The organism is Mediterraneibacter sp. ICN-202921, assembly GCF_037890075.1.
Taxonomy (GTDB): domain Bacteria; phylum Bacillota; class Clostridia; order Lachnospirales; family Lachnospiraceae; genus Mediterraneibacter; species Mediterraneibacter massiliensis.
Genome location: NZ_JBBKBE010000003.1, coordinates 46717 through 70607 on the forward strand (window position 1 = coordinate 46717; position 23891 = coordinate 70607).

Consider the following 23891-nt stretch of genomic DNA (forward strand, 5'->3'; position numbering starts at 1 on the left):
ATGGCTATTCATGAAGAATGTGGCGTATTTGGAATGGTGAGTACCAAAAAAGAAAACGTTGCGGAAATTGTTTATTATGGTTTGTATGCCCTGCAGCACAGAGGGCAGGAGAGTTGTGGAATCGTCGTAAATGACGACGGTGTATTTTCTTCTTATAAAGATATGGGGCTTGTAAGCGAGGTGTTTTCTAAAGATATTTTATCCCGGCTGCCGGAAGGAACTATGGCGGTCGGGCATGTTAGATATGGAACGACCGGAGGTACTACGAGAAATAACTGTCAGCCTATTGAAGTCAATCATCAGAAGGGGAAAATGGCGTTGGCACACAATGGAAATTTAAGTAATGCATTAGAACTCCGTGACAGACTGGAGTTATCGGGAGCGATTTTTCATACCACCAGTGATACGGAAACCATTGCTTATGTGATTACCAGGGAAAGACTGAAGACATCGAGTATAGAAGAAGCTGTCAGTAATGCGATGCATGTACTGGAGGGAGCCTATTCTATGGTTTTGCTGTCCTCCACAAAGATGATCGCGGTAAGAGACCCGTACGGATTCAGACCGCTTTGCTATGGAAAGATGCAGGACGGCGCTTATGTAGTGGCATCAGAAAGCTGCGCATTATCAGCAGTGGGAGCGGAACTTATCCGAGAATTACTGCCAGGCGAGATCTTGGTATTTAGTGCAAATGGTGTGGAATCTAGGCGGGAACACTGCGGAAAACAGAAGAAAAAAACTTGTATTTTTGAATATATTTATTTTGCAAGACCGGATTCTGTCATAGACGGTGTGTCTGTCCATCAATCTCGGATGAAAGCGGGCGAACTGCTGGCAGAGAGTTATCCTGTGGATGCGGATATTGTGATCGGAGTTCCGGACAGCGGGCTGGACGCAGCTCTGGGATATGCGAAAAGAGCAGGAATTGCCTACGGGATCGGTTTGATAAAAAACAAATATATAGGGAGAACGTTTATTTCTCCGGGACAGCATGAGCGATTGGATCAGGTGAAAATAAAGCTTTCTCCTGTGAAAAGTGTCATTGCTGGGAAACGGGTAGTTCTTATTGACGATTCCATCGTAAGAGGTACAACCAGCAGGCGGATCGTAAAGCTTTTGCGCGAAGCGGGGGCAAAAGAAATCCATATGAGGATTTCGGCTCCCCCATTTCTGCATCCTTGTTATTATGGTACCGATATTGATTCGGAAGAAAATTTGATCGCCTGCCATCATAGCATGGAAGAGATCGCAAAGATCATAGGTGCGGATTCTTTGGGATATCTGGAGGCAGATAATCTGTGCAGGCTGGCGGATAGCACAGAATACTGTGCCGCCTGCTTTAACGGAGAATATCCGACGAAGATCCCGACAGATCTTAGGAAAGACCGTTTTGAAAGGAAACTGTCAGAAATTTAGACAAAGTGATACAGATAGCAATACAGAATGATCGAAGGAGGATTGTCATGATCAGACCGAATATGCACTATAAGGAATTAAAGGATTCTTATCTTTTTTATAATATTGCCCAGAAAACAAAAACTTATATAGAGGAACATCCGGGAACAAAGCTTTTAAAAATGGGTATTGGAGATGTTTCACTGCCGTTATGTGACGCCGTGATCCAGGCGCTGCATGAGGCGGTGGAAGAGCAGGCTTCCCCAAAAAGTTTTCATGGATATATGCCGGAGTGTGGCGCCGCATTCTTAAGAGAAAGAATTGCGAAATATTATGAGAGCCGAGGCGTTTCTGTATCTCCCGAGGAAGTTTTTGTATCGAGCGGAGCAAGTGATGAACTGGGAGATATTCTGGATCTATTTGCTTGTTCCAGTTCTGCGTTAGTCGTTGAGCCGGCATATCCTGCATATGTGGACGCGAATGTCATGGCGGGCAGAAAGATCGTACATCTGGATTCAGGGGAAGAAAATGGCTTCCTTCCCAAACCGAATGAGGAAGTGAAGGCAGATCTACTCTATATCTGTTCTCCGAACAATCCGACAGGAGCTGTTTTTTCGAGGAAGCAGTTGCAGGCATGGGTGGATTTCGCGAATAAACATGGCGCAGTCATTCTTTTTGACGCGGCTTATGAGGCCTTTATTGAGGATGAGACACTTCCTCACAGCATTTTTGAACTGGATGGTGCCAGGACTTGTGCGATAGAAATCTGCTCTTTATCCAAGACAGCCGGATTTACGGGAACGAGATTAGGATATACGATTGTTCCAAAAGAACTAGAAAGAAATGGGATGTGTTTGCATGAGATGTGGGTGCGCAACCGTACCACCAAAACGAACGGGGTCTCCTATATCATTCAAAAGGGCGGAGCCGCAGTTTTTACAGAAGAAGGACAAAAACAGATCCATGAGAATATACAGGTCTATAAAAATAATGCAAAAGTTTTAATGCAAGCGCTCGACAAACTGGAGGTATGGTATTGCGGCGGAAAGAATGCCCCCTATATTTGGATGAAATGCCCGAATGGAATGGGAAGCTGGGAATTTTTTGACTACCTGCTTCATGAAATTCAAGTAGTGGGAACACCGGGAGAAGGTTTTGGAGCCTGTGGGGAAGGATATTTCCGTTTTTCTACCTTTGGTTCGCTGGAAGATACAAAAGAAGCGGCAGAAAGACTTGTGAAATTGCTCTCGAAATAAAAACACAGATCGAGAGGTGATCAAAATATTGATGACAGATCTGGTCGGAGGAAAGGCGAGGCTAAAACCCAGAGGTTATCGGCAATTATGTGACACAAGAGGGTATCGTCAGAGAAAATACTCCGTATCTCTATGGAGAAAAGGTGAAAGTATATCTTCGGCGGGGAGTATAGAAACCGTCAGGATATGACCGGCGGCCAAATCGACAGCTGGGATATGGGAGTTTCCCAAACAAAAGGATAGTAAGAAATAACCTATGTTTATCTGCTTGCAGAATATTGATGTATAAGAGAATGGCACTTGAAATATAGTGTCTTTTTTTCATGTTGGAATTGTATTGAACTTAATATGAATACACGAGCGAGGAAATAGGTCTTATTTATATATTTCAAATAAATGAATAATTGTTCTTGACATGAGTCTGAAATCGGACTAAAATAAGTCCGAAAACGGACGAAAATGATCAGCTGATAAAGGAGGGTTTATGATAAACGATAAAAGTATTACGAAACAAATGACAGAAATTAACAGACTTAGTAACGAGTTGGATTGTCTGTATCATAACATCGCACAAAACTATGGGATTTCTGATACGATATTCTGGATCTTTAGTGTTCTTTCCGATATGGAAACAGATATATCCCAAGCGGATTTGTGCAATAATTGGTATTATTCCAAACAGACGATAAACTCTGCTGTTGCGGCTATGATTAAGAAAGGTTGGATTGAATTAGAAGCAATTCCAAATACCAGAAATAAAAAAAGAATCATTTTAACAGAAGAAGGTGCGGAGTTTTGTCATATAGTTATTGGTGAAACCGTAGAAATAGAATTCGCTGCATATTCTGAATTTACGCAGGATGAGCGGGAAAATTTTATAAGAATGTTTGAAAAAATGAATGGGTATATGAGAAAAGAATATGACAAAAGACATCCTAAAAAGTACATTTCTGTTGAGAAGCAGAAAAAGTAGGAGGAATATCATGAGAATTATAACAATCAGTCGTGAATTTGGCAGCGGTGGCAGGGAATTGGGAAAACGTTTGGCAGAGGAACTAGACTTTGCCTATTATGATAAAGAGATATTATCCATGATTTCAGAGAGAATGCAGATGGATGAGGATTATATTGAAAAAGAACTTAATAAATCCATTACAATTACTTATCCCTATACGATAAGACGCAGTTTTTATCAGACACCATCTCAAGTAAATCAGGTTTCGAAACTGTTGGCGGAACAGAATAAAATCATTTGTTCTCTTGCAGAAAAAGAGGATTGTATCATTGTTGGACGGGGTGCAGATGCGATTTTGCGGGAACATGGTCCTTTTTCTCTTTTTATTTACGCAGACCAGGCATCTAAAGTTGCCCGCTGCAGAAGCCGAGCACATAAAGAGGAAAGATTAAGTGAAAATGAATTAAAACGAAAAATGAAACAGATAGATAAAAGCAGAGCGGCTGTGTATGCACTTGTTTCAGAATATTCGTGGGGAGATAAAAAAGCATATCAGCTTTGTATTAATACATCAGGAATCATGATTCCCCAGATGGTATCCTCTCTGGCGGATTTTGCAAAAATATGGTTTGAAAGGAATAAAACAGATGGCAATTCAATTATCGGATCACTTTAATTATAAACGGCTTCTTAAATTTGTTTTCCCATCCATCATTATGATGGTATTTACCTCTATCTATGGTGTTGTAGACGGACTGTTCGTTTCAAATATCGTTGGGAAAGCTGCATTTGCCGCAATCAATTTGATTATGCCTGTCAATATGATTTTCGGCGGTATAGGCTTTATGCTGGGAACCGGCGGTAGCGCCCTTGTTGCAAAAACATTAGGAGAAAAAGAGCCGGAAAAAGCAAACCGTTATTTTACGATGATGATTTTGATTACTGTCATTATAGGTGTGATTATTTCTGCCATTGGTATTGGAATCATGCGTCCTGTGTCTATTTTTTTAGGTGCGGATGAAGCCATGCTTCCCAACTGTATTCTTTATGGGCGTATTATGATGGCTTTTAATGTGTCGTTTATGCTGCAAAATGCCTTTCAGGGCTTTTTGATTACCGCCGAAAAACCTTCGCTGGGACTGGCAGTAACGGTTATTGCAGGTATCACAAATATGGTTCTGGATGCCTTGTTTATCGGGGTGTTTCACTGGGGCGTCGCAGGTGCGGCACTTGCTACAGGAGTGAGTCAGTGTGTGGGAGGATTGATTCCTTTGTTTTATTTCCTCAGACCGAACCGCAGCCTTTTAAGACTTGTCAAAACAAAGTTAGAAATAAGACCGATTGTAAAAGCCTGTGTCAATGGTTCTTCAGAAATGGTATCCAGCGTTACATCCTCTGTGGTAGGTATTCTTTATAATTTTCAACTTTTGAAGTATGCAGGGCAAAATGGCGTTGCTTCTTATGGAGTTCTAATGTATGTCCAGTTTACGTTGGCAGCCATATTTATCGGATATTCCATGGGGATCGCACCTGTCATTGGATACCATTATGGCGCAGATAATCATAGTGAGTTGAAGAATCTGCTGAAAAAAAGCACACTGCTTATGGTAGGGATCGGAGGCATTATGGTATTGAACGCAGAGGTTTTTGCGGTGCCACTGGCAAAGATATTTGTTGGATATGATATGGATTTGCTGAATATGACGGTTCATGCACTTCGCATTTCATCCCTTGCATTTCTGATTACAGGATTTAATGTCTTTGCTTCTTCATTTTTCACAGCATTGAACAATGGTGGTATTTCTGCAGCAATTTCATTTCTTCGTACTTTTATTTTTAAGTTTGCTACAGTTTTGATTTTACCGCTGATAGTAGGACTTGATGGAATATGGTGGGCTGATGTATCTGCGGAAATCTTTGCGTTTTTGCTTTCTATCATATTTTTAGTTACTCAAAGAAAGAAATATCACTATTTTTAATAATGAATCAAACTGGTTTGATTCTTAAATTTGTAAATATAACTTTAACTATTATTACAAAGAAGTTGATAGTTTTGAAGTGATAGGCATTCCTAGGAATGCAGTATATGCGTAGAGAACAGAACGGTTATTTTTAAGCTTGCAAGAACTTCAGGAAAGGATTACTATTACATCATAAGTGATGGGAAAAGGATGAAAACAATGGAAAGAGCAAGTACTTTATGTTACATAGAAAAAGACGGGAAATATCTGATGCTGCACAGGACAGTGAAGAAAAAGGATGTCAATAAGGACAAATGGATCGGGGTAGGAGGACATTTTGAGCATGGAGAGAGTCCAGAAGAATGCCTGCTGCGAGAGGTAAAGGAAGAAACGGGGTATACGCTGACCTCATGGAACTATCGGGGGATCGTGACATTTGTATATGGGGAGGATGTCGTGGAATATATGTCCTTGTATACAGCGGATGGATTTATAGGACAGCCGATTCCCTGTGACGAAGGAGAACTTGCGTGGGTGGATAAAGAGAAAATATCTTCTCTGGAGCTTTGGGCAGGAGATAAAATCTTCTTTCGCCTTCTGGATGAGATGGAAGGCTTCTTTTCTCTAAAGCTTGTATATGACACGCAGGATGTGCTTCGGTATGCGGCGCTTAACGGAGCACCGATGGAATTATTTGACATCATACATGAAGATGGCACAAAGAGCGGAATGATACAGGAAAGAGGAGTGGTACATCGGGAAGGACTGCTGCATGGTACGGTGCATATATGGATCGTAAGAGAAAATGATAAGAGCGGATATGATGTACTTTTACAGAAACGGAGTGTGCAAAAAGATTCGAATCCGGGGTGCTATGATATTTCCGCAGCAGGACATATAGAGGCAGGGGCAGAACATTTAGAAAGTGCGCTCCGTGAATTGCGGGAAGAATTAGGGATTGCGGCGAAAGATGAGGAACTGCGGGAAATTGGAAGTCACAGAGGCAGATATGAGGCAGTATTTCATGGTCTGCCATTTAAGGATAATGAGTTGAGCAGGGTGTATTTATACGAGAAACCGGTCCATATCTCCAGGTTAAAACTCCAGGAATCAGAGGTAGAAGAAGTAATTTGGATGGATTACGAAGAATGCAGAAAAAAGATCACGGAGGGGAGTCTGCCAAATTGTATTTACACAGAGGAATTTGCGATGTTGGGAAAAGCCTTAAATATATGTCCGGTTAAAAACTTTTAACGAATTATTTACAAGAAAATAACCATTTTCTGCTGTTCGCATGAAAACAGATCTGCTAGCATATAGTAGTAAAAGACTGCGGGAGAATATATACCTATAAATATAGTGTGAATCAGGAAACAGTAGAAAGAAGTGAAAGTTTGGAGCAGAATAAAGAGCAGTTAAGAGAATTTCTTACAGAGGGAATCTTCCCTGTAAAGGGGCAATGTGTCATCCAGCTTCTTCTCACAAAGCTTGAGATGATAGATATGGAATTATCTATGGTTCTGGGAAGAAATGTGATACAGGCAAAAAGCGGACGGATGAAATCCTACAGGAGTACCTGTAAAAAGTTGGAAAAAAAGGGGTTAAAACAGAATATACCCGCAGCGGTAAAGAAAATACACGATCTGATCGGTGTGCGGGCTGTCTGCTACTATGTGGATGACATATACAGGATTGAAAAAAAACTAAAAGAACAGTCTGATATTCGTATCACCAAGGTGAAAGATTATATACAAAAACCAAAATCATCGGGCTATCAAAGCCTTCATGTGATCCTGCAGGTTCCAATCGGTGGTCAAAAGGAAGTACAGTGGATGGATGCGGAACTGCAGCTGCGGACAGTTGAGATGGATTTTTGGGCAAGTTTGGATCACCAGCTGCGGTATAAAAAGGAAGGGGAAAATATGCAGACGATGGATGCGGAATTAAAGGAATGCGCCCGTATGATCCAGAAATTAGATGCAAAGATGCTGCATATCCGAAAAAAGATAGAACAGATATAGGTGAAATTTGCGTTATAGATAAAAACATATTATACTTGAAGAATAAATAAAAGCACAGAAGGAGATCGGTCAGATGACAGAAAAAGGTATGGCTCATGGGAGATTTCAGGTGCTGCATTTAAAGCATATGGAGTATCTGCTTGCCGCGAAGATGCGCTGCAAGAAGTTGTATATAGGCATTACACATCCAGATATTCAGGCCTATCCAGGCAGTTTTGCAGCGGATATACATGGGAGAACAAAGAGGGATAATCCTTTGACATATATAGAAAGATTTGAAATGATCAGGGATGCTCTGCTTGATTTTGGGGTGAAACGAGAAGAATTTGATATTCTGCCCTTTCCAGTCAGCCAGCCGGCTATTTTAAAGGAATATATCCCGGCAGATGCTGTTCACTATATGAATATATGCGGAGAATGGGATGAAGAAAGAAGACAGATTTTATTGGACTTAGGGCAAAATGTGGAGATCCTTTTTCAGAAAAAGAAGGAAGAGAAGGAGATCACATCGTCTAAACTCCGCGAGATGATCGCGGATGAAGAAGAATGGAAGACCTATGTGCCGAAAACAGTGTGTGCATATATTCTTGACCACGGGATTGAACAGAGGATCAGACAGCTTCAATACGTATATGCACCTCCAGAAAAGAAAAATACGTAAGTATAACAAGAATTTCCCGCAGCTGCGTCTTTATAAAAGCACAGCTGCGGGAAATATTTTTTAAGGAAGTACAAAGGCATACATGACAATAAAGTGGCATGCGCTGCCGCCCATCACAAAGAGATGGAAAATCTCATGGCTTCCGAAATTTTTGTGCTTGCTGTTGAACAGAGGTACTTTCAGCGCATAAATGATTCCACCGACAGTATAAATGATTCCGCCTGCCAGCAGCCATCCAAAGGCGGCAGGCGGCATATTATTGAGGATCTGTGTAAAGGCTAGTACGCAGGTCCATCCCATTCCAATATACAGGGCGGAAGAGACCCATTTCGGACAGAATACCCAGAAGGCTTTGATCAAAATACCTACAATTGCGATTCCCCATACAAGACTTAAAAGAAGAATGCCCGTTTTACCTTTTAGAACAAGAAGGCAGATAGGCGTATAGCTGCCTGCTATTAACACAGAGATCATCATATGGTCTATTTTTTTTAAGATAGTATTGATTTTCTTGGAAATATCAAAAGTATGATAGGTCGTACTTGCTGCATATAATAAAATAAGGCTGGCTGCATAAATAGCAAGTGAGATGATATATATTTTGCCGGGTTCATGTGCCGCTTTGATCAAAAGAGGGACAGCGGCAAAAATCGCCATTAACATTCCGATAAAATGTGTGATCGCGCTGCCGGGATCTTTAATATGCTGTTTCTTTTCCATAATATACGCCTCCTGTTATGATTGAATAACAATACGTAGTTTTAAAAACTACATTAAGTATATGTATATACTACGACATATATTCGAAAAAAGCAAGTAAATAGATATAAAAAAATAAAAAGCAGATCCCCTGTGAGCATATCGCGCTGCGGTGGTCTGCTTTTTCGTGCTTCTTATTTAACTGATGATCGTTCCGGTTTTTCCTTTTAATCCTTCTTTTACTTTATCAAAAGAAGTGATCAAAGCCTGGCGTCCGTCTCCTTCCTGTATGAATTCAATTGCCGCCTGGAATTTGGGAAGCATGTTATAGATACCGAAATGGCCTTCATCCATATATTTTTTCGCCTGTTCTACAGTGATCTTTCCGAGTTTTTCTTCTGTTTCCTGTCCCAGATTGATACATACCTGTTCTACACTTGTCAGGATCATGAGCAAGTCAGCGTTGACGCCTTCTGCTAATTTTCCTGCTATAAGATCCTTCTCGATGACAGCGCTTGCGCCCTTTAAGTGATTGTCCTGTTCCATGACAGGGATCCCGCCGCCGCCGGCTGCAATGACGATCTGGTCGGCGTCAAGGAGAGCTTTGACAGCGTCCAATTCTACGATCTTAACCGGATTTGGAGCGGAAACGACACGGCGATATCCTTTCCCCGGTTCCTCAATGACATAATTTCCTTTTTTTCGCTCTTCATTTGCCTCCTGTACATTCATATAACGTCCCAGTACTTTGGTCGGCGTATAGAAAGCTTCATCATAGGGGTCTACGATGACCTGTGTCAGTACAGTACTCACCGTGCGGTAGATACCGCGGTTTAAAAGTTCTTCACGGATCCCGTTCTGCAGATCGTATCCGATATACCCCTGGCTCATAGCGGAGCAGACAGACATCGGAGCCGCGGTATAGTCGGGATGCGCTTTTCCGAATTCATTCATAGCAGCGTGGATCATACCAACCTGCGGCGCGTTACTGTGCGTAATGGCAACCTGGTATCCTTCCTCTATCAGATCTGCGATAGATTTTGCAGTAGCTTTTACGGCGATTTTCTGTTCCGGCAGGGTGGTTCCCAGCGCACGGTGCCCTAAGGCGACAACAACTCGTTTTTTCATAGTATTCCTCCAGTTTTTTTCGGCTGTCTGAAAAGACGATCTATGTAAAGAACAGAGAGAAAGGCATTGACGGCGCCTGCTGTTTGAGCAGGCAGGCTTCCTCTCGTTTCCGGACAGCGAGAACTTCATGATTAATAAAAAGTATAATATTTTTTCATAAAAAATGCAAGATTATAAATGTACGGCTGTATAAGGATGTCCTGTATATTTTATAAATTTTTCTACTATATCCGCCGTCTGTATTTTCAAACTGGTTGTGTTGATACAGGGATGGCAGCCGATCGATTCTTCTGCAAGGATTTCTTCATCTATCAAAAGATGCACACGGTGTTGGCCGTCATTCATAAGTCCCAGGATACTGGCGCTTCCGGGTGTGATATCCAGAAATTTTTCCATAAATTCCGGTTCGGCAAAGGAAAGGCGGGAAATCTGCAGTTGGCGGGATAAATCTTTTGTGACAAATTTTTTGTCTCCCGGCAGTAGGAGGAGATAAAATTCTGTTTTCTGGCGGTTCCTGAGAAATAGATTTTTACATGGCATAACGCCCAGCACATCCTTGATCTCCCGGCATGCCTCGATGGTAGGAGCGACATCATGATCGACCCCGATAAAAGGGATGGCGAGCGTATATAAAAGATCATATACCCGTTCTTCCTTGGGAAGGCGGTCTGTACAATCGGGTTTTTCTGTAAAAAGTTCTGTGTGTACCATAAGAATTCCTCCGTTTATAGCAATGAAAGTGAAAATACGACATCTGCGGCAAAAAGAATCGTCAGAAGAAGGCACAGCCAGATTCTTTTTGTCTGCGTAAGTTTTAAAAATAAGCGGTTCCATCTAGGGGCAAGGGAATACAGAAACGCACAGCCCAGAAGGGCAAACTCGACACTTCCTCCTATATATATTCGCCCATTTATATTTAGAAAATATTGATTATAATTCCAGAGACGTACATGAAACTCTGATTCTACGAACCAATTGACGGTATATTCAAGAAGAGAGTAGATCCCTGTAATAAATAAAAAAGTGAGAACAGGTTTTTCACTGAATCTGCGCATTGTGACAAGGATACAGAAGCCACATATACCGTAGAGAGGGAGCCATGGACCGATAAGAAAACTCCGGTTGATAAATACACCGTCGCGGAGCAATGCGATTCCCGTTTCGAAAAGCCATCCAAAGACAGAAAAGACAAAAAATAAAAAATACAGAGAAAGAAAGGAATACCTTTGCTGCACTTTAAGCGGCGTTTTTACCGCATATTCCGGAGGCTGGATAGAGTACAAAAAGGCAGGGTACTGCTTTGGAGCAAAATATGCTGTTTTCGTATAAGGCCCATGTGAGTCGTCATAGAGCGCTTTGCTGATCAACAGCTCGTCTTCGGAAAGGACCCGTTCGAGTGTTGCGTCGTTGAGTTTCTCATAACGAGGAGAACGGGAGAGAACATAATTACGCCGCAGAGTCATATACAGCTCTGCTTTTGTACAGGCAATATATGGGTTTACAAATAGAATATCCAGAAAACCCAGAGTGAGAAAAGAAAGACATTTCCACCCTAAGAAGGAGATGTCCAGCAGGAAGAGCTTCCATTTGTTCTGCTGGGTAAGCTGTTTGGATAAATAGAATGCATTTTTTCTTCCAACAGCAGGGTTTTCTGCCAGGATATAAGGGATCATGCTGTACTCATAATGCTTGATGATGCCGCCGACGATCGTCAGATTCCATAAAAATTGAAAGGCAGAACGGCAGAACATGACCCAGGCAGGTTTTAAAAGATACCGTAATTTATATAAGTAGAAGATCTTACTGATCCCGGTCTGCGAGTAATTGCGGATTTCCAGGAAAAAACGTGCTTCACCAACACGCAGGATATTAGAAACGAAAAGCTGATACATACATGTCAGAACCATACCAAGAAGCAAAAAAAGTGTAGAATAACTGAATGTTTCAGAAAAAAAGCTGTTTAATACGCGAAGGGCAGAGAAAACGGCAGAAGAAGCGCTGGAATACAGATCTATGAGAATATCAGCTATTTGAAAAGAAACGTTGTCTAATATTGGGGTCGTACCGGAGTGATTGGAAATATGTATGATCGTATCATTTAATACTTCAGAATTAGAGTATTCCGGTACATAGGCGGAGGCTGTTTGCCCCTGCATATCTGGAATATACTGATTGAAGAACGTAGTAGCAAGAGGATAGGTAGTCGTTAAGGCGGCGATCAGAAAACAGACGGCTATCATACGCCAATTGCCCGTCTTAAAGTATTTCTTTGCTTCTTTTTTGACTGCAGTCCGTTTCCACATTTCTCATATTCCCCCGCTGAATCTGATAGTGCTATTTATTATAGTTTAGAAATCATTTAATTGCAAGTCAAAAGAGCCCCGCTGGAAATCGTGCCCCAGGGAGCTCTCGTTTAAGCGATACACTATTCAGATTGATACCAGCCCCATGCATAGAGGATCGGAAGGATCAGATCTACCACATACAGAAACGAGAAGCCGATGGTGATGGAAGAGTAGATCACACTTCCAAATTCCAGCACGAGATAGATGACAGCCATGATCAGGACAGACTTCTTTGATCTGTGCAGTACGCCAATGATGCCGGCTATGAGGACGACACAGGCGGACGCGATCGTATATACATAGTATCCGGTAGAGGGCGCGCTTTGTCCGATCAGTTCATAGGATTGTGCGATCAAGTCGGGCATAGTGACTGCCATTACGGTCGTAAAGATAGCGCCTAGAACAGAAAGACTCCCCAGAACGATCACAATGATGGAAACAACTTTTAACAGTTTACTTGGTTTTGACATGATTTTTTATCCTCCTTATGATTAAAGAAATTTACATCCGCCGCAGAGCCTCAATAGGGCTTAGCCGGGCGGCCTTGCGGGCGGGATAAATACCGAAGATGATCCCTACGCCGCAGGAAAAAAGGGTTGCGATGATAACGGCGGGAAGGGAAAGCTGCGCATGGATGCCGCCGATTTCCAATGCGCTGATCAAAGCGGTCAGCGCTCCTCCGAGCAGAATACCGATGATCCCGCCCATACCGGAAATGATAGCAGATTCACACAAAAATTGCGAGATGATCGAACCGGTTTTTGCGCCCAATGCTTTACGGATGCCAATCTCGCGGGTGCGCTCTGCAACAGATACAAGCATGATATTCATGACGCCGATCCCTCCGACGATAAGAGATATCCCGGCGACCAGGGCGACAAAGGCTGTTACACCATCCATGATCGAGCCCATCATATCAGATAGATTCAATGGCTTTTGCTGCATGAAAGGCATGTCGCCCAGATTCTGATGTCTTGCATTTAACACCTGTACGGCAGAAGAAGCTGTCCTAGAAGCGTCTTCCGGATCATATACAGTGATAGATATAGACGAAAAGGCATCCAGCGGGATCCCGAAAGATTCTGCGGTCGTGTAAGGCATTTCCAGAGTAGATATGGATTTTTCCATCCCCATCATCTGATATGTTTGTTCCACTTCCATCATATCATCCGAAGTCTCCCGTATGCCGACAATGGTCACTTCCTGTATTCCGCTGTCAATGGCGAGTTCCAAACTCATTCCGATGACATTGGTATTTCCGAAGAGATATAAAGCGGCGATCTCATCGATCACACAGACGGGATTTGCGTTGGAAACATCGTTGGGCGTAAAATATTTCCCCTTTATGAGCGGGGAGGTATACTGCGCATTTTCGTAATCCGCTGTAGTAAATGTGATATAAGTATCAAATGTTCCTTTCCGTGTCGTCGTTTTCCCGAAGGAGGTCTCTGCGGCAGAGATACTTTTTGCACTAGAACTTAAAGTCGTTTTTAAATATGCGATATCATCACTTGTGATGATCTTGGTATTTGTGACTTCATCTGTGTTCGCCTGCACGGTGACCGTATTGTTCTGCTCATTGGAAGCGTCTACCACATCTTTTTTCAGCCCGTTCCCAATGGAGACGATCGTGACAACGGATGTAATGCCGATAATGATGCCAAGCATTGTCAGAAAGGAACGACCTTTGTTGGAGCGGATATTACCCAGCGCCATTTTTACATATTCAAGAAATTGTCCCATGATCTGTCCTCTTTTCTTTTTTATGCAAAGGCATTAGTCCTCTTTTTTTTCCACGGCGATTGCTTTCATGCCCTCTTTTATATCTGCGTTCAGGTCGTTTACTACTTTATCGCCTTCTTTTAAGCCACTTTTGATTTCTGTATGGGTGACCGAGACAGTGCCAAGTTCCACCGGTTTTATTTTTATGACGCCGTCTTCTACTATATACACGAAATCGCCGTCAGTAGAAGCATTGATGACTTCATTTGGAACAACCAGGACATCATCCGCCTGCGCAACGGTCATGGTGATCTTGGCGGAGGCGCCGATACAGATGTTTTCATCCGGATTGCTGATGTGGATCCTGGCGCAGATAACGGAGGCTCCTTTTTCGTTTTTGGTAGCAATCTTGTCTGTCTCGGTCAGAGTCCCTTGATATGCATGTTTGCCGATTTTAATAGAAACAGTATTGCCAATTTTCAACTTTTCGTAATCATCGGGTGAAACCTCGATCTTTACACGGACGTCTTCTGTGCTGGCAATTGTAAAAAGCGCCATGCCCTGTGCAGCCATATTGCTTTCCAAAATACTTACCGAGGCAATGACACCGTCCATATCTGCCTTCATTCCTTCTTTTCCTTTTTCCATAAGTTCTTCAGGAGAAAGCGCGGCAAGTTCTGCCAGGTTATCGCTGATATCCAGATTGTTCAGTTCGGCGGAACTCATACCAGGAGAAACCGTGCCGCCTGCGGCCGCATAGGCAGACTGCCACTGTGCGTAAGCTTCCTCATATTGCGCTTTTAACGAGGCATATCCTGCATCGTCCACAGCCGGATCTGTAAGAGAGTTTAATTGATTTGTGGCATCATTCACAGCTGCCTGGGCTGTATCGCGGGCTGCTATGGCATTGTCATAGTCAGCAAAGACTGCTTTGAGAGAGGTGAGAAGAGTCTCTTCTTCTGGTGTGCGGCTGGTCTTGGATTCCAGCTCGGCAATCTGTGCGCGCCCGCCGGAGTAACCGGAATCAATGCTGTCGATAAGCGATTGATTAGAATTCACCGTTTTTGTATTTTCGGCAATGATCGTGTTCAGCCTATCTCTTTCAGCCTGTATTTGCTGTGTCTGTGTCCCGGCAGCAGCGAGATTTGCCTGGTATTGTGTATAAGCGGCGTTTACCTGTTCCGCAAGAGAATTTACCGTATCGGCCAGTGCATTGGCATTTTCTGCAGCCTGTGCGTTGGCGGCATGTGCCGCGTCTATTGCCGCGGCGTTTTGCGCGCGGGCTGCCTGCGATGTATTGAGGTTTGACTGCAGGGTGAGCTGTGCCTGCTCGTTGCTGCGTTCTAACTCTGTTGTGTCGAACGTGATGAGCAGATCATTTGCTTTGACTGTTTTACCTACCTCTGCCTTACACTCTTTAATAGGCGCTGAGACAGGGGAATAGTAGGTTTTTGTATTTTCACTTTCGACGGTTCCGGTAGAAGTATAGATTTCTTTTACATTTCCTTTGACAGCTTTGATCACTTTTAAGGTTGTGCCGGCAGACGCTTCTTTGGCGTTTCCTGCCAGTTTAGAAATCCCAAAGGCGCCGAGCAGCAAAACTGCGAGGATCGGCAGGATGACCCAGGCAGGGAGTTTTTTCTGTGCTTTTTTCTTTTTCGAAAACATAGTTATGCGTCCTCTCTTTCTTTATTTAAATAATCAGCCTCTACTTTGCCGTCTATGATACGAATCACACGGTCGGCCTGGTCGGCGATCTCCTCATCATGGGTGATGATGATGACTGTGCGGCCCCCCGTATGGAGAGTCTTTAAGATATGCATGATCTCCTGTGTGGAGCTGCTGTCCAGATTCCCGGTCGGTTCATCTGCTAAAATGATGGGAGGCTGCGCCGCTATGGCGCGTGCCACGGCGACACGCTGCTGCTGTCCGCCGGAGAGTTCACTAGGCTTATGGTTCATTCTTGCGTCAAGACCTACTTTTTTGAGTGCCTGTGTGGCAAGCTGTCGGCGTCTGCTTTTTTTGATCCCCCGGTATATGAGCGGAAGTTCTACATTGTCAATAGCATCTAAATTGGCAATCAGATTGAAGCCTTGAAAAATAAATCCGATCTCTTTATTACGTATGTCAGATAAGGCATTGTCAGATAAGTGGGATACGTCTTTCCCATTTAAAAAGTAACTCCCGGAGGTGGGAATATCCAGACAGCCAAGCACATTCATGAATGTGGATTTACCGGAGCCGGAATGTCCGACGATCGCGACAAATTCTCCCTTCTGTATTGTAAGGCTGATCCCGTCCAGCGCACGTACTTCGTTTTCTCCGGGATTATAAATTTTATGTAAGTCTTCGACTTTAATGAGTGGATCCATAAAAGCTCCTCCATCCGTTATACGATTCAGAACATCCGGTGTCAGATAGAAACATTATTGTATTAGTTAAATAATACAATAGACCTACTTTTGCAAAATGTCAATATATTTTTTGCCTTTCTTTTTGTTTCCGGTTGCTTTATACTGAGGATAGCGTAAAAGCGGAACGCAAGGCAAAAAAGGCAGGAGAAAAAAATGAGATCTTTATTGGTATATTTAAAAGAATATAAAAAAGAAACAGTACTTGCCCCTTTGTTCAAACTTTTGGAGGCAGCTTTTGAATTGGTCGTACCACTTGTGATGGCGGCGGTGATAGATGTGGGGATAGACAATGGGGACAGACCATATATTGTAAAGATGTGCCTGGTTCTGATCTTGCTTGGAGTCATCGGTCTTGCCTGTTCTATCACTGCCCAGTATTTTGCGGCAAAAGCGGCAGCCGGATTTGCGACAGGGCTTCGTCATGCGCTGTTCTGGCATATACAGAAATTTTCGTTTACAAATATGGATTCGATCGGTACGTCTACGCTGATCACAAGAATGACAAGTGACATCAATCAGGCGCAGGCAGGCGTGAATCTGGTTTTGCGCTTGTTCCTGCGCTCGCCCTTTATCGTGCTTGGAGCAATGTTTATGGCGTTTATGGTGGACACAAAAGCGGCGATGATCTTCGTTATTGTCATACCGCTTCTTTCTGTGATCGTGTTTGGCATTATGCTGATCACAATGCCGCTTTATAGAAAAGTGCAGGAAAATCTGGACAGAGTGCTTCTCGTGACAAGAGAAAACCTGACAGGAGCAAGGGTAATACGTGCTTTTAACAAGGAAGAGAGCGAAAAAGAACGATTTTTGTCCGGAAACCAGTCGCTGACGGACGCGCAGAAATTTGTGGGACGCATAGCGGGATTGATGAACCCACTTACGTATATGATCGTCAACGGCGGGATCATCCTGCTTCTTTATACAGGTGCCGTCCGGGTGGACAGTGGGATCCTGACACAGGGAGAAGTGGTCGCGCTTGTCAACTATATGTCGCAGATTCTGGCAGAACTTGTAAAACTGGCGAATCTGATCATTACAGTGACAAAAGCTATGGCCTGTGGAAACCGTATTGAGAAGATACTAAGGGAAAAGCCGGATATGCAGGATGGAACGGAAAAATGGGAGCAGGAAGAAGTGAGAGAGGAAAAAACAGACGTTCCGTTCATTGAATTCGATAAAGTATCTCTCTTATATAAAGAAAATGGCGCAGAATCTTTGAAAGACATTACATTTTCTGTGCGAAAAGGAGAGACGATAGGCATCATAGGGGGAACCGGATCCGGAAAATCTTCCCTTGTGAACCTGCTTCCTCGTTTCTATGATGCAGCAGAAGGAGAAGTACGGATAAAGGGGAAAGATGTAAAACAATATGAGATGGAGGATCTTCGTTCCAGGATCGGTGTTGTCCCGCAAAAGGCAGTTCTTTTTAAAGGAACGATCGAGGAAAATATAAGATGGGGAAAGGCAGATGCTTCTTTGACGGAAATAAAAGAGGCTCTAGCAGCGGCGCAGGCACTGGAATTCGTAGAAAAAAAGGAAGGAAAACTTGCTTATCACATTGAACAAAACGGCAGGAATCTTTCCGGTGGGCAGAAACAGCGGCTTACGATAGCAAGAGCGCTTGTGAGAAAGCCGGAGATATTGATACTGGATGACAGTGCGTCCGCTTTGGACTTTGCTACCGATGCCGCGCTTCGCAGAGCGATACACAGCAGACTGGGAAAACCAGCGATATTTATTGTATCTCAAAGAGCGGCAGCAGTACAGGAGGCAGACCAGATCCTTGTATTGGATGACGGAGAGATCGTAGGGAAAGGAACACACAGGGAACTGCTCATGTCTTGTCCTGCATATCAGGAGATCTATTATTCACAGTTCCCAAAGGAGGAAGAAAATGCAGGATAAGAAAAAAACAAAACAGACGGAGATCGTAAAAAAAGTGTTCCGCCGTCTTGGAAAATATCGTATTTTTTTCGTGTTTTCTCTGGTACTGGCAGCGGTGTCTGTGGCGCTGACTTTGTATGTGCCAAAACTGATCGGACAGGCTGTAGATCATATCATCGAAGAAGATATGGTCAATTTTGCCGGTGTATACAAAGTGATGCTGTCGATTGGCCTATGTACACTGTTCACGGCATTGGCTCAGTGGCTCATGAACGTATGCAATAATAAAATGACGTACCAGGCCGTCCGAGATATACGTAATGAAGCATTTCAAAAGTTGGAGATACTGCCGCTTAAATATATAGACAGCCATCCCCATGGAGAAGTAGTAAGTCGGGTGATTGCGGATGTGGATCAGTTCGCTGATGGACTGCTGATGGGATTTACGCAGTTTTTCACGGGAGCGGCAACGATCTTGGGGACATTTTGCTTCATGCTGTCTGTTAATGTAAAGATTACCTTGGTAGTTGTCCTGATTACGCCGGTATCCTTCTTTGTGGCAAATTTTATCGCGAAACATACATTTGTTATGTTTAAACGACAGTCGGAGACAAGGGGAGAACAGACAGGATTGATAGACGAGATGATCGGAAATCAGAAAGTCGTGCAGATGTTTGGGCAAAAAGAAGCCGTGACGAAACAGTTTGATGAAATAAATGAACGGCTGCAGAAGCATTCTCTGCGTGCAATCTTTTTCTCATCTATTACGAATCCAGCCACACGGTTTGTTAACAGTCTTGTGTATACGGGTGTGGGGATCACAGGGGCATTTTCTGTAATAGGCGGCAGTTTAAGTGTAGGACAGCTTACCAGCTTTTTAAGTTATGCGAATCAGTATACTAAGCCTTTCAATGAAATATCAGGTGTTTTGACAGAATTGCAGAATGCGGTAGCATGCGCCGGCAGGATTTTTGCACTCATAGAGGAGGAACCAGAAATTCCAGAACCAGACGGGGCGGTATGTTTAAATGCTATAGAAGGGAATGTAAAAGCAGAGCATGTGTATTTTTCTTATATTCCGGGACAGAAGCTGATCGAGGATTTTCATCTGCAGGTCAGTCCGGGACAGAAGGTCGCGGTCGTCGGACCGACTGGCTGTGGAAAAACAACGTTGATCAATCTGTTGATGCGGTTTTACGATGTAGAAGGCGGCAGCATAAAAGTGGATGCGCATGACATCCGAGAGGTGACTCGCCAAAGTCTGCGGGCAGGATACGGAATGGTATTGCAGGATACCTGGCTGAAAACGGGAACAATACGAGAAAATATCACAATGGGGAAACCAGACGCGACGGAGGAAGAGGTCATCGCAGCAGCGAAAGCATCCCATATACACAGTTTCATCCGCCGTCTTCCAAAAGGATATGACACGTGGATCACAGAGGACGGCAATGCCCTTTCACAGGGACAGAAACAGCTCCTGTGCATTGCTAGAGTCATGCTGCTTAGTCCACCGATGCTGATACTGGATGAGGCGACATCTTCTATTGATACAAGGACAGAGATGAAGATCCAAGAGGCATTCGCGACACTGATGGAAGGCAGGACGACCTTCATCGTAGCGCACAGGCTCTCCACTATACGGGAGGCAGATGTGATCTTAGTCATGAAAGATGGAAAGATCATTGAACAAGGGAACCACGAAAGTTTGTTGAAGAAAAATGGCTTTTACAGACATATGTATGAAAGCCAATTTGTGCAAAGTGAAAGCGCCGGGCAGTAAAACCGACGCTTTTATTTTTGTACATTGTTATATATAGGAGAATTATTGCTATTTATCTGTGGAGCTGTTTTTTTCTTTCAGCTGTTGCTGTATGGCTTCGTGTTCGCTGCGGATCTCTTGAAAACACTGCAGCGCATCCCAGTTTTGATTTGTCGGGGTAAGAATGGCCTTATAGGGGAAAGGACCGGCTCCGGATTTTCTAAGCGCTGCCAAAACCTGGTTTAAGCGCGCATCTGTGAAGAAGGCAAAGACAAAGAATGTGTCTGGGAGTTCTTCTCCTTCATAAGGAACTTCCAGACGCCGTATTTCTTTAAGACCGGCAAGAGCGCCCAGAGGCTGGTTATAATCCTTTTTTGTTATGCGGCGCAGGCGAACGTGCAGCGGGAAAAGCGCCATCTCTATTTTTAAAAGAGTGTCCTTATCAGGTGCATGAAAAAGTAAAATGGTTTCTTTCATTTATTTCCCTCCTGTTATATTTATAGTAATGAAGCAGAAACATGTCCTGCTGTTATCATTGTAGAGGATTTCAGGAAAGAATGAAAGAGGAAAAAGAAGTGATTGACAAGAATAGGGAACAAAAGTATAATTGTACTAACACAACAATACAATAGGCGCAAGACAAGGAGGATAATGGAGTGATCGAGATAAAAAATCTAACTAAAATATATCGTTTGAATAAAAAACAAATGAAAGAGTCTAAGACGAAAAATCCGATCAAAACAGCTGTCGATGATCTGAGTCTGACGGCAAGGCCGGGAGAGATATATGGTCTGCTCGGACCGAACGGTGCAGGGAAAACGACGACACTGCGCTGTATTTCGACGATCATAAAACCTACAAAGGGAGAAATTCTTGTGTCCGGACATGAAGTGCAAAAAGAGCCGGAGAGAGTCCGGGAAGAAATCGGCTTTCTGACAGGGGACATAAAACTGGATCCGCAGTTTTCCGTGGACTATCTTTTTGATTTTTTTGGAAAACTCCATAAGGTACCGGCAGATCAATTAAAAGCAAGAAAAGAAGAATTATTCGCCTACTTTGGAATGCAAGATTTTGCACAAAAGAAGATCAAGGAATTATCTACGGGCATGGCGCAGAAGGCAGCTATTGCCGTATGTCTTGTGCACGATCCGGACATCATCATCTTTGATGAGCCGACAAATGGACTAGATATTGTCACGGCAAGAAGTGTGACAGACTATCTGAAAAAACTAAGAGATGACGGCAAGCTGGTCATCATATCGACGCATATTATGTCAGAGGCGGAAAAACTCTGTGACAGGATAGGCATGATCATTGATGGAAGAAAAGCGGCAGAAGGAAGCCTGGATGAGATCTTATATGAGACGAATACACAAGATCTGGAAGATGCGTTTTTTGCATTATATAAAGAGCAGAAGGGGGCAAGATAGATGGAAGGGATCAAACAGATATGCACAAAGGAACTTGCCAGAGTATTTAAGGACGGGAAAATGTTGATTTCGGTGTTTGTGTTCCCGGTTGCGATCATGATCGTAGTGATGAGTCTGGTGAGCAACTTGACAAGCCGTATGGAAAAGGATGTAGAAGCACATAAGTCTATCGTTTATATAGAAAATGTCCCGGAAGAATTTAAAGATTTCCTCCTGGCAGCGGATAAAGACGTAAGTATTTATACAGAAAAAAATGTTGAGGAAGTACTGCGGCTGGAGACGAAAGGAGCGCTGGATGAAAGCCAGAGAAGAAAAGAAGCAGAAACAGCGATCAAAGAAGGCGGTATAGATCTGATGATCGAGTTCCCACAAGGGTTTTCGGAGAATGTCTATGACTATCAGACAGGAGATGAGATCCCACAGGTAAAGACATATTATAACCCTTCTGAGGAGTATTCGAAAGCGGCATTTGAGAAGATCTCGAACGGTGTGCTGGAAAGTTACCGGCAGACTTTGTTATCCCAGCGGGTGCCGGATATGGCAGGACTGACAGTATTTACGGTGAATGCAGATAACCCGGATATGATCGTGCAGGATAAGGAGAAAGCAGGAGGAAAAGTACTTGGTACGATGCTTCCATATTTTATTACGATTCTCTTATTTGCAGGCGCCATGGGAATTGGAACGGATATGATCGCGGGAGAAAAAGAACGGGGCACGCTGGCAAGTCTTTTAGTATCTCCGGTCAAGCGCAGTTCTATTGTGCTGGGCAAAGTATTTGCGCTGATGATCATTTCCGGAGCGACGTCAGTTGTCTATGTGGCAGCAATGGTTGCTTTTATGCCGCAAATGATGGGGGGACTGTCTGGCAAAGAGCTGGGGATCGATCTGAGCCTTAGACCGGAGCAGATCGCCATGCTGGCAATCCTGCTGATCGCGATCGCGTTCTTATATTCTGCGGTGATCGTACTTGTTTCTGTATTTGCCAAGACCATAAAAGAGGCAAATTCCTATATGATGCCGGTATATATGGTGATTTTACTTTTGGGGATCACTACGATGTTTACGACAGGTTCTCCAAAAGAATGGTTTTATGTGATACCAATCTATAATACGTCTCTTACACTACAGGGGATACTGACACAGGAGGTGACAATGGCGCAGTATGGAATGACCCTGGGCGTGACGCTCCTGACGGGAGGGATTTTGATCGCCGCGATCGCAAAAGCCTTTGAGAGTGAAAAAGTGATGGCAGTATAAAAATACAAGAGCCGCAATCCATGGGATGCGGCTTTTAGTATTTATCCATACAGTCCGTTATAATAGGGGCCTGGGTGCTCAGCTTCATAATTTTTACATAAAGAGATAAACTGCTTAGCAGAAGTTGTCATAAATTTATCTTTATGATGAATGATATGGAAATTTCGGCTGAAATTCAAATCTTCTACTTTAACAGTACAAATTAATCCTTGTTTTAATGCAGGAACGATCATCCGATACGGTAAAACAGAAATACCTAATCCATTGATGACAGCGTTGACCAGCGCTGTTGTACTCATGGCTTCCCATGCAGGGACAATGTGGATACCGGCCTGTGTGGTCACACGGTCAAAAACTTCTCGTGTACCGCTGCCTTTTTCGCGTAGGAGGAAACGTTGTCTTTGAAATTCTTCCAATGACACACTTTGTCCTTGTACCCAACCTCTTTCGGAAGTGCATATGACACTCAAATGGTCTTCCATATATGCTTCCGAAATAATATTGGGATCATGGGCAATACCTTCAATCAGTGCACAATCCAGGTCATTTGCTAATATTTTTTGTTCTAAACGTTCAGATTGTTCGATTGTAACCCTGACATCAATACCAGGGCAGATTTTCGAAAATGCTTTTACATAATCAGGCAGAAATTGCGAACCGATCGTAATACTTGCGCCGACACGGAAGATTCCGCTGGAGTCCCAATCACGCAGTCCTGTTTCCATATCTGAAAATAAGTCGGATATATGTATGGCATATTGCAGAAAGTACTGTCCTGTATCTGTGATCTGCAGCCTTCGTCCGATCCGGTCAAAAAGGCGTACACCATAATATTGCTCTAATTCTTTAATGGCAAGGCTGACTGCCGGTTGTGTTATATGCAAAACAGCGGCTGCTTTGGTTGAATTATAGCCATTTTCACAGATCGTGCGGAATATTATCATGTGGCGTATGGTCATATTTTTCTCCTTATACTGAATTGCTTATCTTAATGATTA

Annotated in this window: 22 protein-coding genes; 12 read left to right on the plus strand and 10 right to left on the minus strand. The window is 43.3% G+C overall.

All coding sequences use genetic code 11. The features are described from left to right. The 8 genes from purF to WKT01_RS03620 all read left to right on the plus strand — a co-directional run bounded on the left by purF (window position 1) and on the right by WKT01_RS03620 (window position 8249). The gene (gene purF / locus WKT01_RS03585; RefSeq protein WP_117974080.1) at window positions 1-1416 is read left to right on the plus strand and encodes an amidophosphoribosyltransferase; all 1416 of its coding nucleotides are present in this window, start codon (window positions 1-3) and stop codon (window positions 1414-1416) included. A gap of 47 nt (window positions 1417-1463) precedes the next feature. Beyond that, window positions 1464-2651, plus strand: coding sequence for an LL-diaminopimelate aminotransferase (locus WKT01_RS03590; protein ID WP_117974082.1), 1188 nt, complete (start codon window positions 1464-1466; stop codon window positions 2649-2651). Between the two features lie 484 nt (window positions 2652-3135). Continuing rightward, entirely contained in the window at window positions 3136-3624 is a 489-nt protein-coding gene (locus WKT01_RS03595; RefSeq protein WP_117974084.1) for a MarR family winged helix-turn-helix transcriptional regulator, read from the plus strand. A 10-nt stretch (window positions 3625-3634) separates the two neighbouring features. After that, window positions 3635-4282, plus strand: coding sequence for a cytidylate kinase-like family protein (locus WKT01_RS03600; protein WP_340311454.1), 648 nt, complete (start codon window positions 3635-3637; stop codon window positions 4280-4282). Next, entirely contained in the window at window positions 4254-5585 is a 1332-nt protein-coding gene (locus WKT01_RS03605) for an MATE family efflux transporter (protein WP_340311455.1), read from the plus strand. The genes WKT01_RS03600 and WKT01_RS03605 overlap by 29 nt, the downstream gene beginning before the upstream one ends. A 201-nt stretch (window positions 5586-5786) precedes the next feature. Then, on the plus strand, window positions 5787-6821 hold the full coding sequence (locus WKT01_RS03610; protein ID WP_117974088.1) for an NUDIX domain-containing protein: 1035 nt from the start codon (window positions 5787-5789) through the stop codon (window positions 6819-6821). A 140-nt stretch (window positions 6822-6961) separates the two neighbouring features. Continuing rightward, window positions 6962-7588 carry a GTP pyrophosphokinase gene (locus WKT01_RS03615; protein WP_340311456.1) on the plus strand — a complete coding sequence of 209 codons (627 nt, stop codon included), beginning with the start codon at window positions 6962-6964 and terminating at the stop codon, window positions 7586-7588. Between the two features lie 73 nt (window positions 7589-7661). Next, window positions 7662-8249: a nicotinate-nucleotide adenylyltransferase gene (locus tag WKT01_RS03620; RefSeq protein ID WP_117974090.1), complete on the plus strand. Its 588-nt coding sequence runs from the start codon at window positions 7662-7664 to the stop codon at window positions 8247-8249. Between the two features lie 60 nt (window positions 8250-8309). Here the strand turns inward: WKT01_RS03620 and trhA are convergent, their stop codons facing one another. The 8 genes from trhA to WKT01_RS03660 all read right to left on the minus strand — a co-directional run bounded on the left by trhA (window position 8310) and on the right by WKT01_RS03660 (window position 16515). Beyond that, on the minus strand, window positions 8310-8969 hold the full coding sequence (gene trhA, locus WKT01_RS03625) for a PAQR family membrane homeostasis protein TrhA (RefSeq protein ID WP_059068112.1): 660 nt from the start codon (window positions 8967-8969) through the stop codon (window positions 8310-8312). A gap of 177 nt (window positions 8970-9146) precedes the next feature. Next, window positions 9147-10076 (minus strand): carbamate kinase, encoded by a 930-nt coding sequence (arcC, locus tag WKT01_RS03630; protein WP_117974092.1) that lies wholly within the window; start codon window positions 10074-10076, stop codon window positions 9147-9149. Window positions 10077-10247: 171 nt separating this feature from the next. Further along, complete coding sequence (locus WKT01_RS03635) at window positions 10248-10787, minus strand: prolyl-tRNA synthetase associated domain-containing protein (RefSeq protein WP_117974094.1); 540 nt, start codon at window positions 10785-10787, stop codon at window positions 10248-10250. A 14-nt stretch (window positions 10788-10801) separates the two neighbouring features. After that, window positions 10802-12379, minus strand: coding sequence for a DUF975 family protein (locus tag WKT01_RS03640; protein ID WP_117974096.1), 1578 nt, complete (start codon window positions 12377-12379; stop codon window positions 10802-10804). 122 nt (window positions 12380-12501) lie between these two features. Then, entirely contained in the window at window positions 12502-12891 is a 390-nt protein-coding gene (locus tag WKT01_RS03645) for a hypothetical protein (protein ID WP_117975201.1), read from the minus strand. A 31-nt stretch (window positions 12892-12922) separates the two neighbouring features. Beyond that, on the minus strand, window positions 12923-14164 hold the full coding sequence (locus WKT01_RS03650; RefSeq protein WP_340311457.1) for an ABC transporter permease: 1242 nt from the start codon (window positions 14162-14164) through the stop codon (window positions 12923-12925). Between the two features lie 33 nt (window positions 14165-14197). Then, complete coding sequence (locus WKT01_RS03655) at window positions 14198-15811, minus strand: efflux RND transporter periplasmic adaptor subunit (RefSeq protein WP_340311458.1); 1614 nt, start codon at window positions 15809-15811, stop codon at window positions 14198-14200. Window positions 15812-15813: 2 nt separating this feature from the next. Beyond that, complete coding sequence (locus WKT01_RS03660; RefSeq protein WP_059068126.1) at window positions 15814-16515, minus strand: ABC transporter ATP-binding protein; 702 nt, start codon at window positions 16513-16515, stop codon at window positions 15814-15816. 195 nt (window positions 16516-16710) lie between these two features. On the opposite strand from WKT01_RS03660, the gene WKT01_RS03665 reads away from it, so the two are divergent. Both WKT01_RS03665 and WKT01_RS03670 read left to right on the plus strand, forming a co-directional pair. Further along, window positions 16711-18462 carry an ABC transporter ATP-binding protein gene (locus WKT01_RS03665; RefSeq protein ID WP_340311459.1) on the plus strand — a complete coding sequence of 584 codons (1752 nt, stop codon included), beginning with the start codon at window positions 16711-16713 and terminating at the stop codon, window positions 18460-18462. Further along, complete coding sequence (locus tag WKT01_RS03670) at window positions 18452-20224, plus strand: ABC transporter ATP-binding protein (RefSeq protein ID WP_340311460.1); 1773 nt, start codon at window positions 18452-18454, stop codon at window positions 20222-20224. Before WKT01_RS03665 ends, WKT01_RS03670 begins: the two co-directional genes overlap by 11 nt. 48 nt (window positions 20225-20272) lie before the next feature. Here WKT01_RS03670 and WKT01_RS03675 read toward each other — a convergent pair whose 3' ends face one another. After that, on the minus strand, window positions 20273-20680 hold the full coding sequence (locus WKT01_RS03675) for a DUF3783 domain-containing protein (RefSeq protein ID WP_117975196.1): 408 nt from the start codon (window positions 20678-20680) through the stop codon (window positions 20273-20275). A gap of 179 nt (window positions 20681-20859) precedes the next feature. On the opposite strand from WKT01_RS03675, the gene WKT01_RS03680 reads away from it, so the two are divergent. After that, window positions 20860-21633, plus strand: a complete 774-nt coding sequence (locus tag WKT01_RS03680; RefSeq protein ID WP_117975195.1) for an ABC transporter ATP-binding protein — start codon at window positions 20860-20862, stop codon at window positions 21631-21633. Continuing rightward, window positions 21634-22893 carry an ABC transporter permease gene (locus WKT01_RS03685; RefSeq protein ID WP_340311461.1) on the plus strand — a complete coding sequence of 420 codons (1260 nt, stop codon included), beginning with the start codon at window positions 21634-21636 and terminating at the stop codon, window positions 22891-22893. It abuts the gene before it with no gap. Window positions 22894-22934: 41 nt separating this feature from the next. Here WKT01_RS03685 and WKT01_RS03690 read toward each other — a convergent pair whose 3' ends face one another. Continuing rightward, window positions 22935-23852: a LysR family transcriptional regulator gene (locus tag WKT01_RS03690; protein ID WP_242866619.1), complete on the minus strand. Its 918-nt coding sequence runs from the start codon at window positions 23850-23852 to the stop codon at window positions 22935-22937. Window positions 23853-23891 lie beyond the last annotated feature (39 nt).

What these genes read in the sequence shown, in the direction of transcription:
- purF (WP_117974080.1), top strand. Translation starts at nt 1, where the DNA reads ATGGCTATTCATGAAGAATGTGGCGTATTTGGAATGGTGAGTACCAAA.
- WKT01_RS03590 (WP_117974082.1), top strand. Translation starts at nt 1,464, where the DNA reads ATGATCAGACCGAATATGCACTATAAGGAATTAAAGGATTCTTATCTT.
- WKT01_RS03595 (WP_117974084.1), top strand. Translation starts at nt 3,136, where the DNA reads ATGATAAACGATAAAAGTATTACGAAACAAATGACAGAAATTAACAGA.
- WKT01_RS03600 (WP_340311454.1), top strand. Translation starts at nt 3,635, where the DNA reads ATGAGAATTATAACAATCAGTCGTGAATTTGGCAGCGGTGGCAGGGAA.
- WKT01_RS03605 (WP_340311455.1), top strand. Translation starts at nt 4,254, where the DNA reads ATGGCAATTCAATTATCGGATCACTTTAATTATAAACGGCTTCTTAAA.
- WKT01_RS03610 (WP_117974088.1), top strand. Translation starts at nt 5,787, where the DNA reads ATGGAAAGAGCAAGTACTTTATGTTACATAGAAAAAGACGGGAAATAT.
- WKT01_RS03620 (WP_117974090.1), top strand. Translation starts at nt 7,662, where the DNA reads ATGACAGAAAAAGGTATGGCTCATGGGAGATTTCAGGTGCTGCATTTA.
- trhA (WP_059068112.1), bottom strand. Translation starts at nt 8,969, where the DNA reads ATGGAAAAGAAACAGCATATTAAAGATCCCGGCAGCGCGATCACACAT.
- arcC (WP_117974092.1), bottom strand. Translation starts at nt 10,076, where the DNA reads ATGAAAAAACGAGTTGTTGTCGCCTTAGGGCACCGTGCGCTGGGAACC.
- WKT01_RS03635 (WP_117974094.1), bottom strand. Translation starts at nt 10,787, where the DNA reads ATGGTACACACAGAACTTTTTACAGAAAAACCCGATTGTACAGACCGC.
- WKT01_RS03640 (WP_117974096.1), bottom strand. Translation starts at nt 12,379, where the DNA reads ATGTGGAAACGGACTGCAGTCAAAAAAGAAGCAAAGAAATACTTTAAG.
- WKT01_RS03645 (WP_117975201.1), bottom strand. Translation starts at nt 12,891, where the DNA reads ATGTCAAAACCAAGTAAACTGTTAAAAGTTGTTTCCATCATTGTGATC.
- WKT01_RS03650 (WP_340311457.1), bottom strand. Translation starts at nt 14,164, where the DNA reads ATGGGACAATTTCTTGAATATGTAAAAATGGCGCTGGGTAATATCCGC.
- WKT01_RS03655 (WP_340311458.1), bottom strand. Translation starts at nt 15,811, where the DNA reads ATGTTTTCGAAAAAGAAAAAAGCACAGAAAAAACTCCCTGCCTGGGTC.
- WKT01_RS03660 (WP_059068126.1), bottom strand. Translation starts at nt 16,515, where the DNA reads ATGGATCCACTCATTAAAGTCGAAGACTTACATAAAATTTATAATCCC.
- WKT01_RS03665 (WP_340311459.1), top strand. Translation starts at nt 16,711, where the DNA reads ATGAGATCTTTATTGGTATATTTAAAAGAATATAAAAAAGAAACAGTA.
- WKT01_RS03670 (WP_340311460.1), top strand. Translation starts at nt 18,452, where the DNA reads ATGCAGGATAAGAAAAAAACAAAACAGACGGAGATCGTAAAAAAAGTG.
- WKT01_RS03675 (WP_117975196.1), bottom strand. Translation starts at nt 20,680, where the DNA reads ATGAAAGAAACCATTTTACTTTTTCATGCACCTGATAAGGACACTCTT.
- WKT01_RS03685 (WP_340311461.1), top strand. Translation starts at nt 21,634, where the DNA reads ATGGAAGGGATCAAACAGATATGCACAAAGGAACTTGCCAGAGTATTT.
- WKT01_RS03690 (WP_242866619.1), bottom strand. Translation starts at nt 23,852, where the DNA reads ATGACCATACGCCACATGATAATATTCCGCACGATCTGTGAAAATGGC.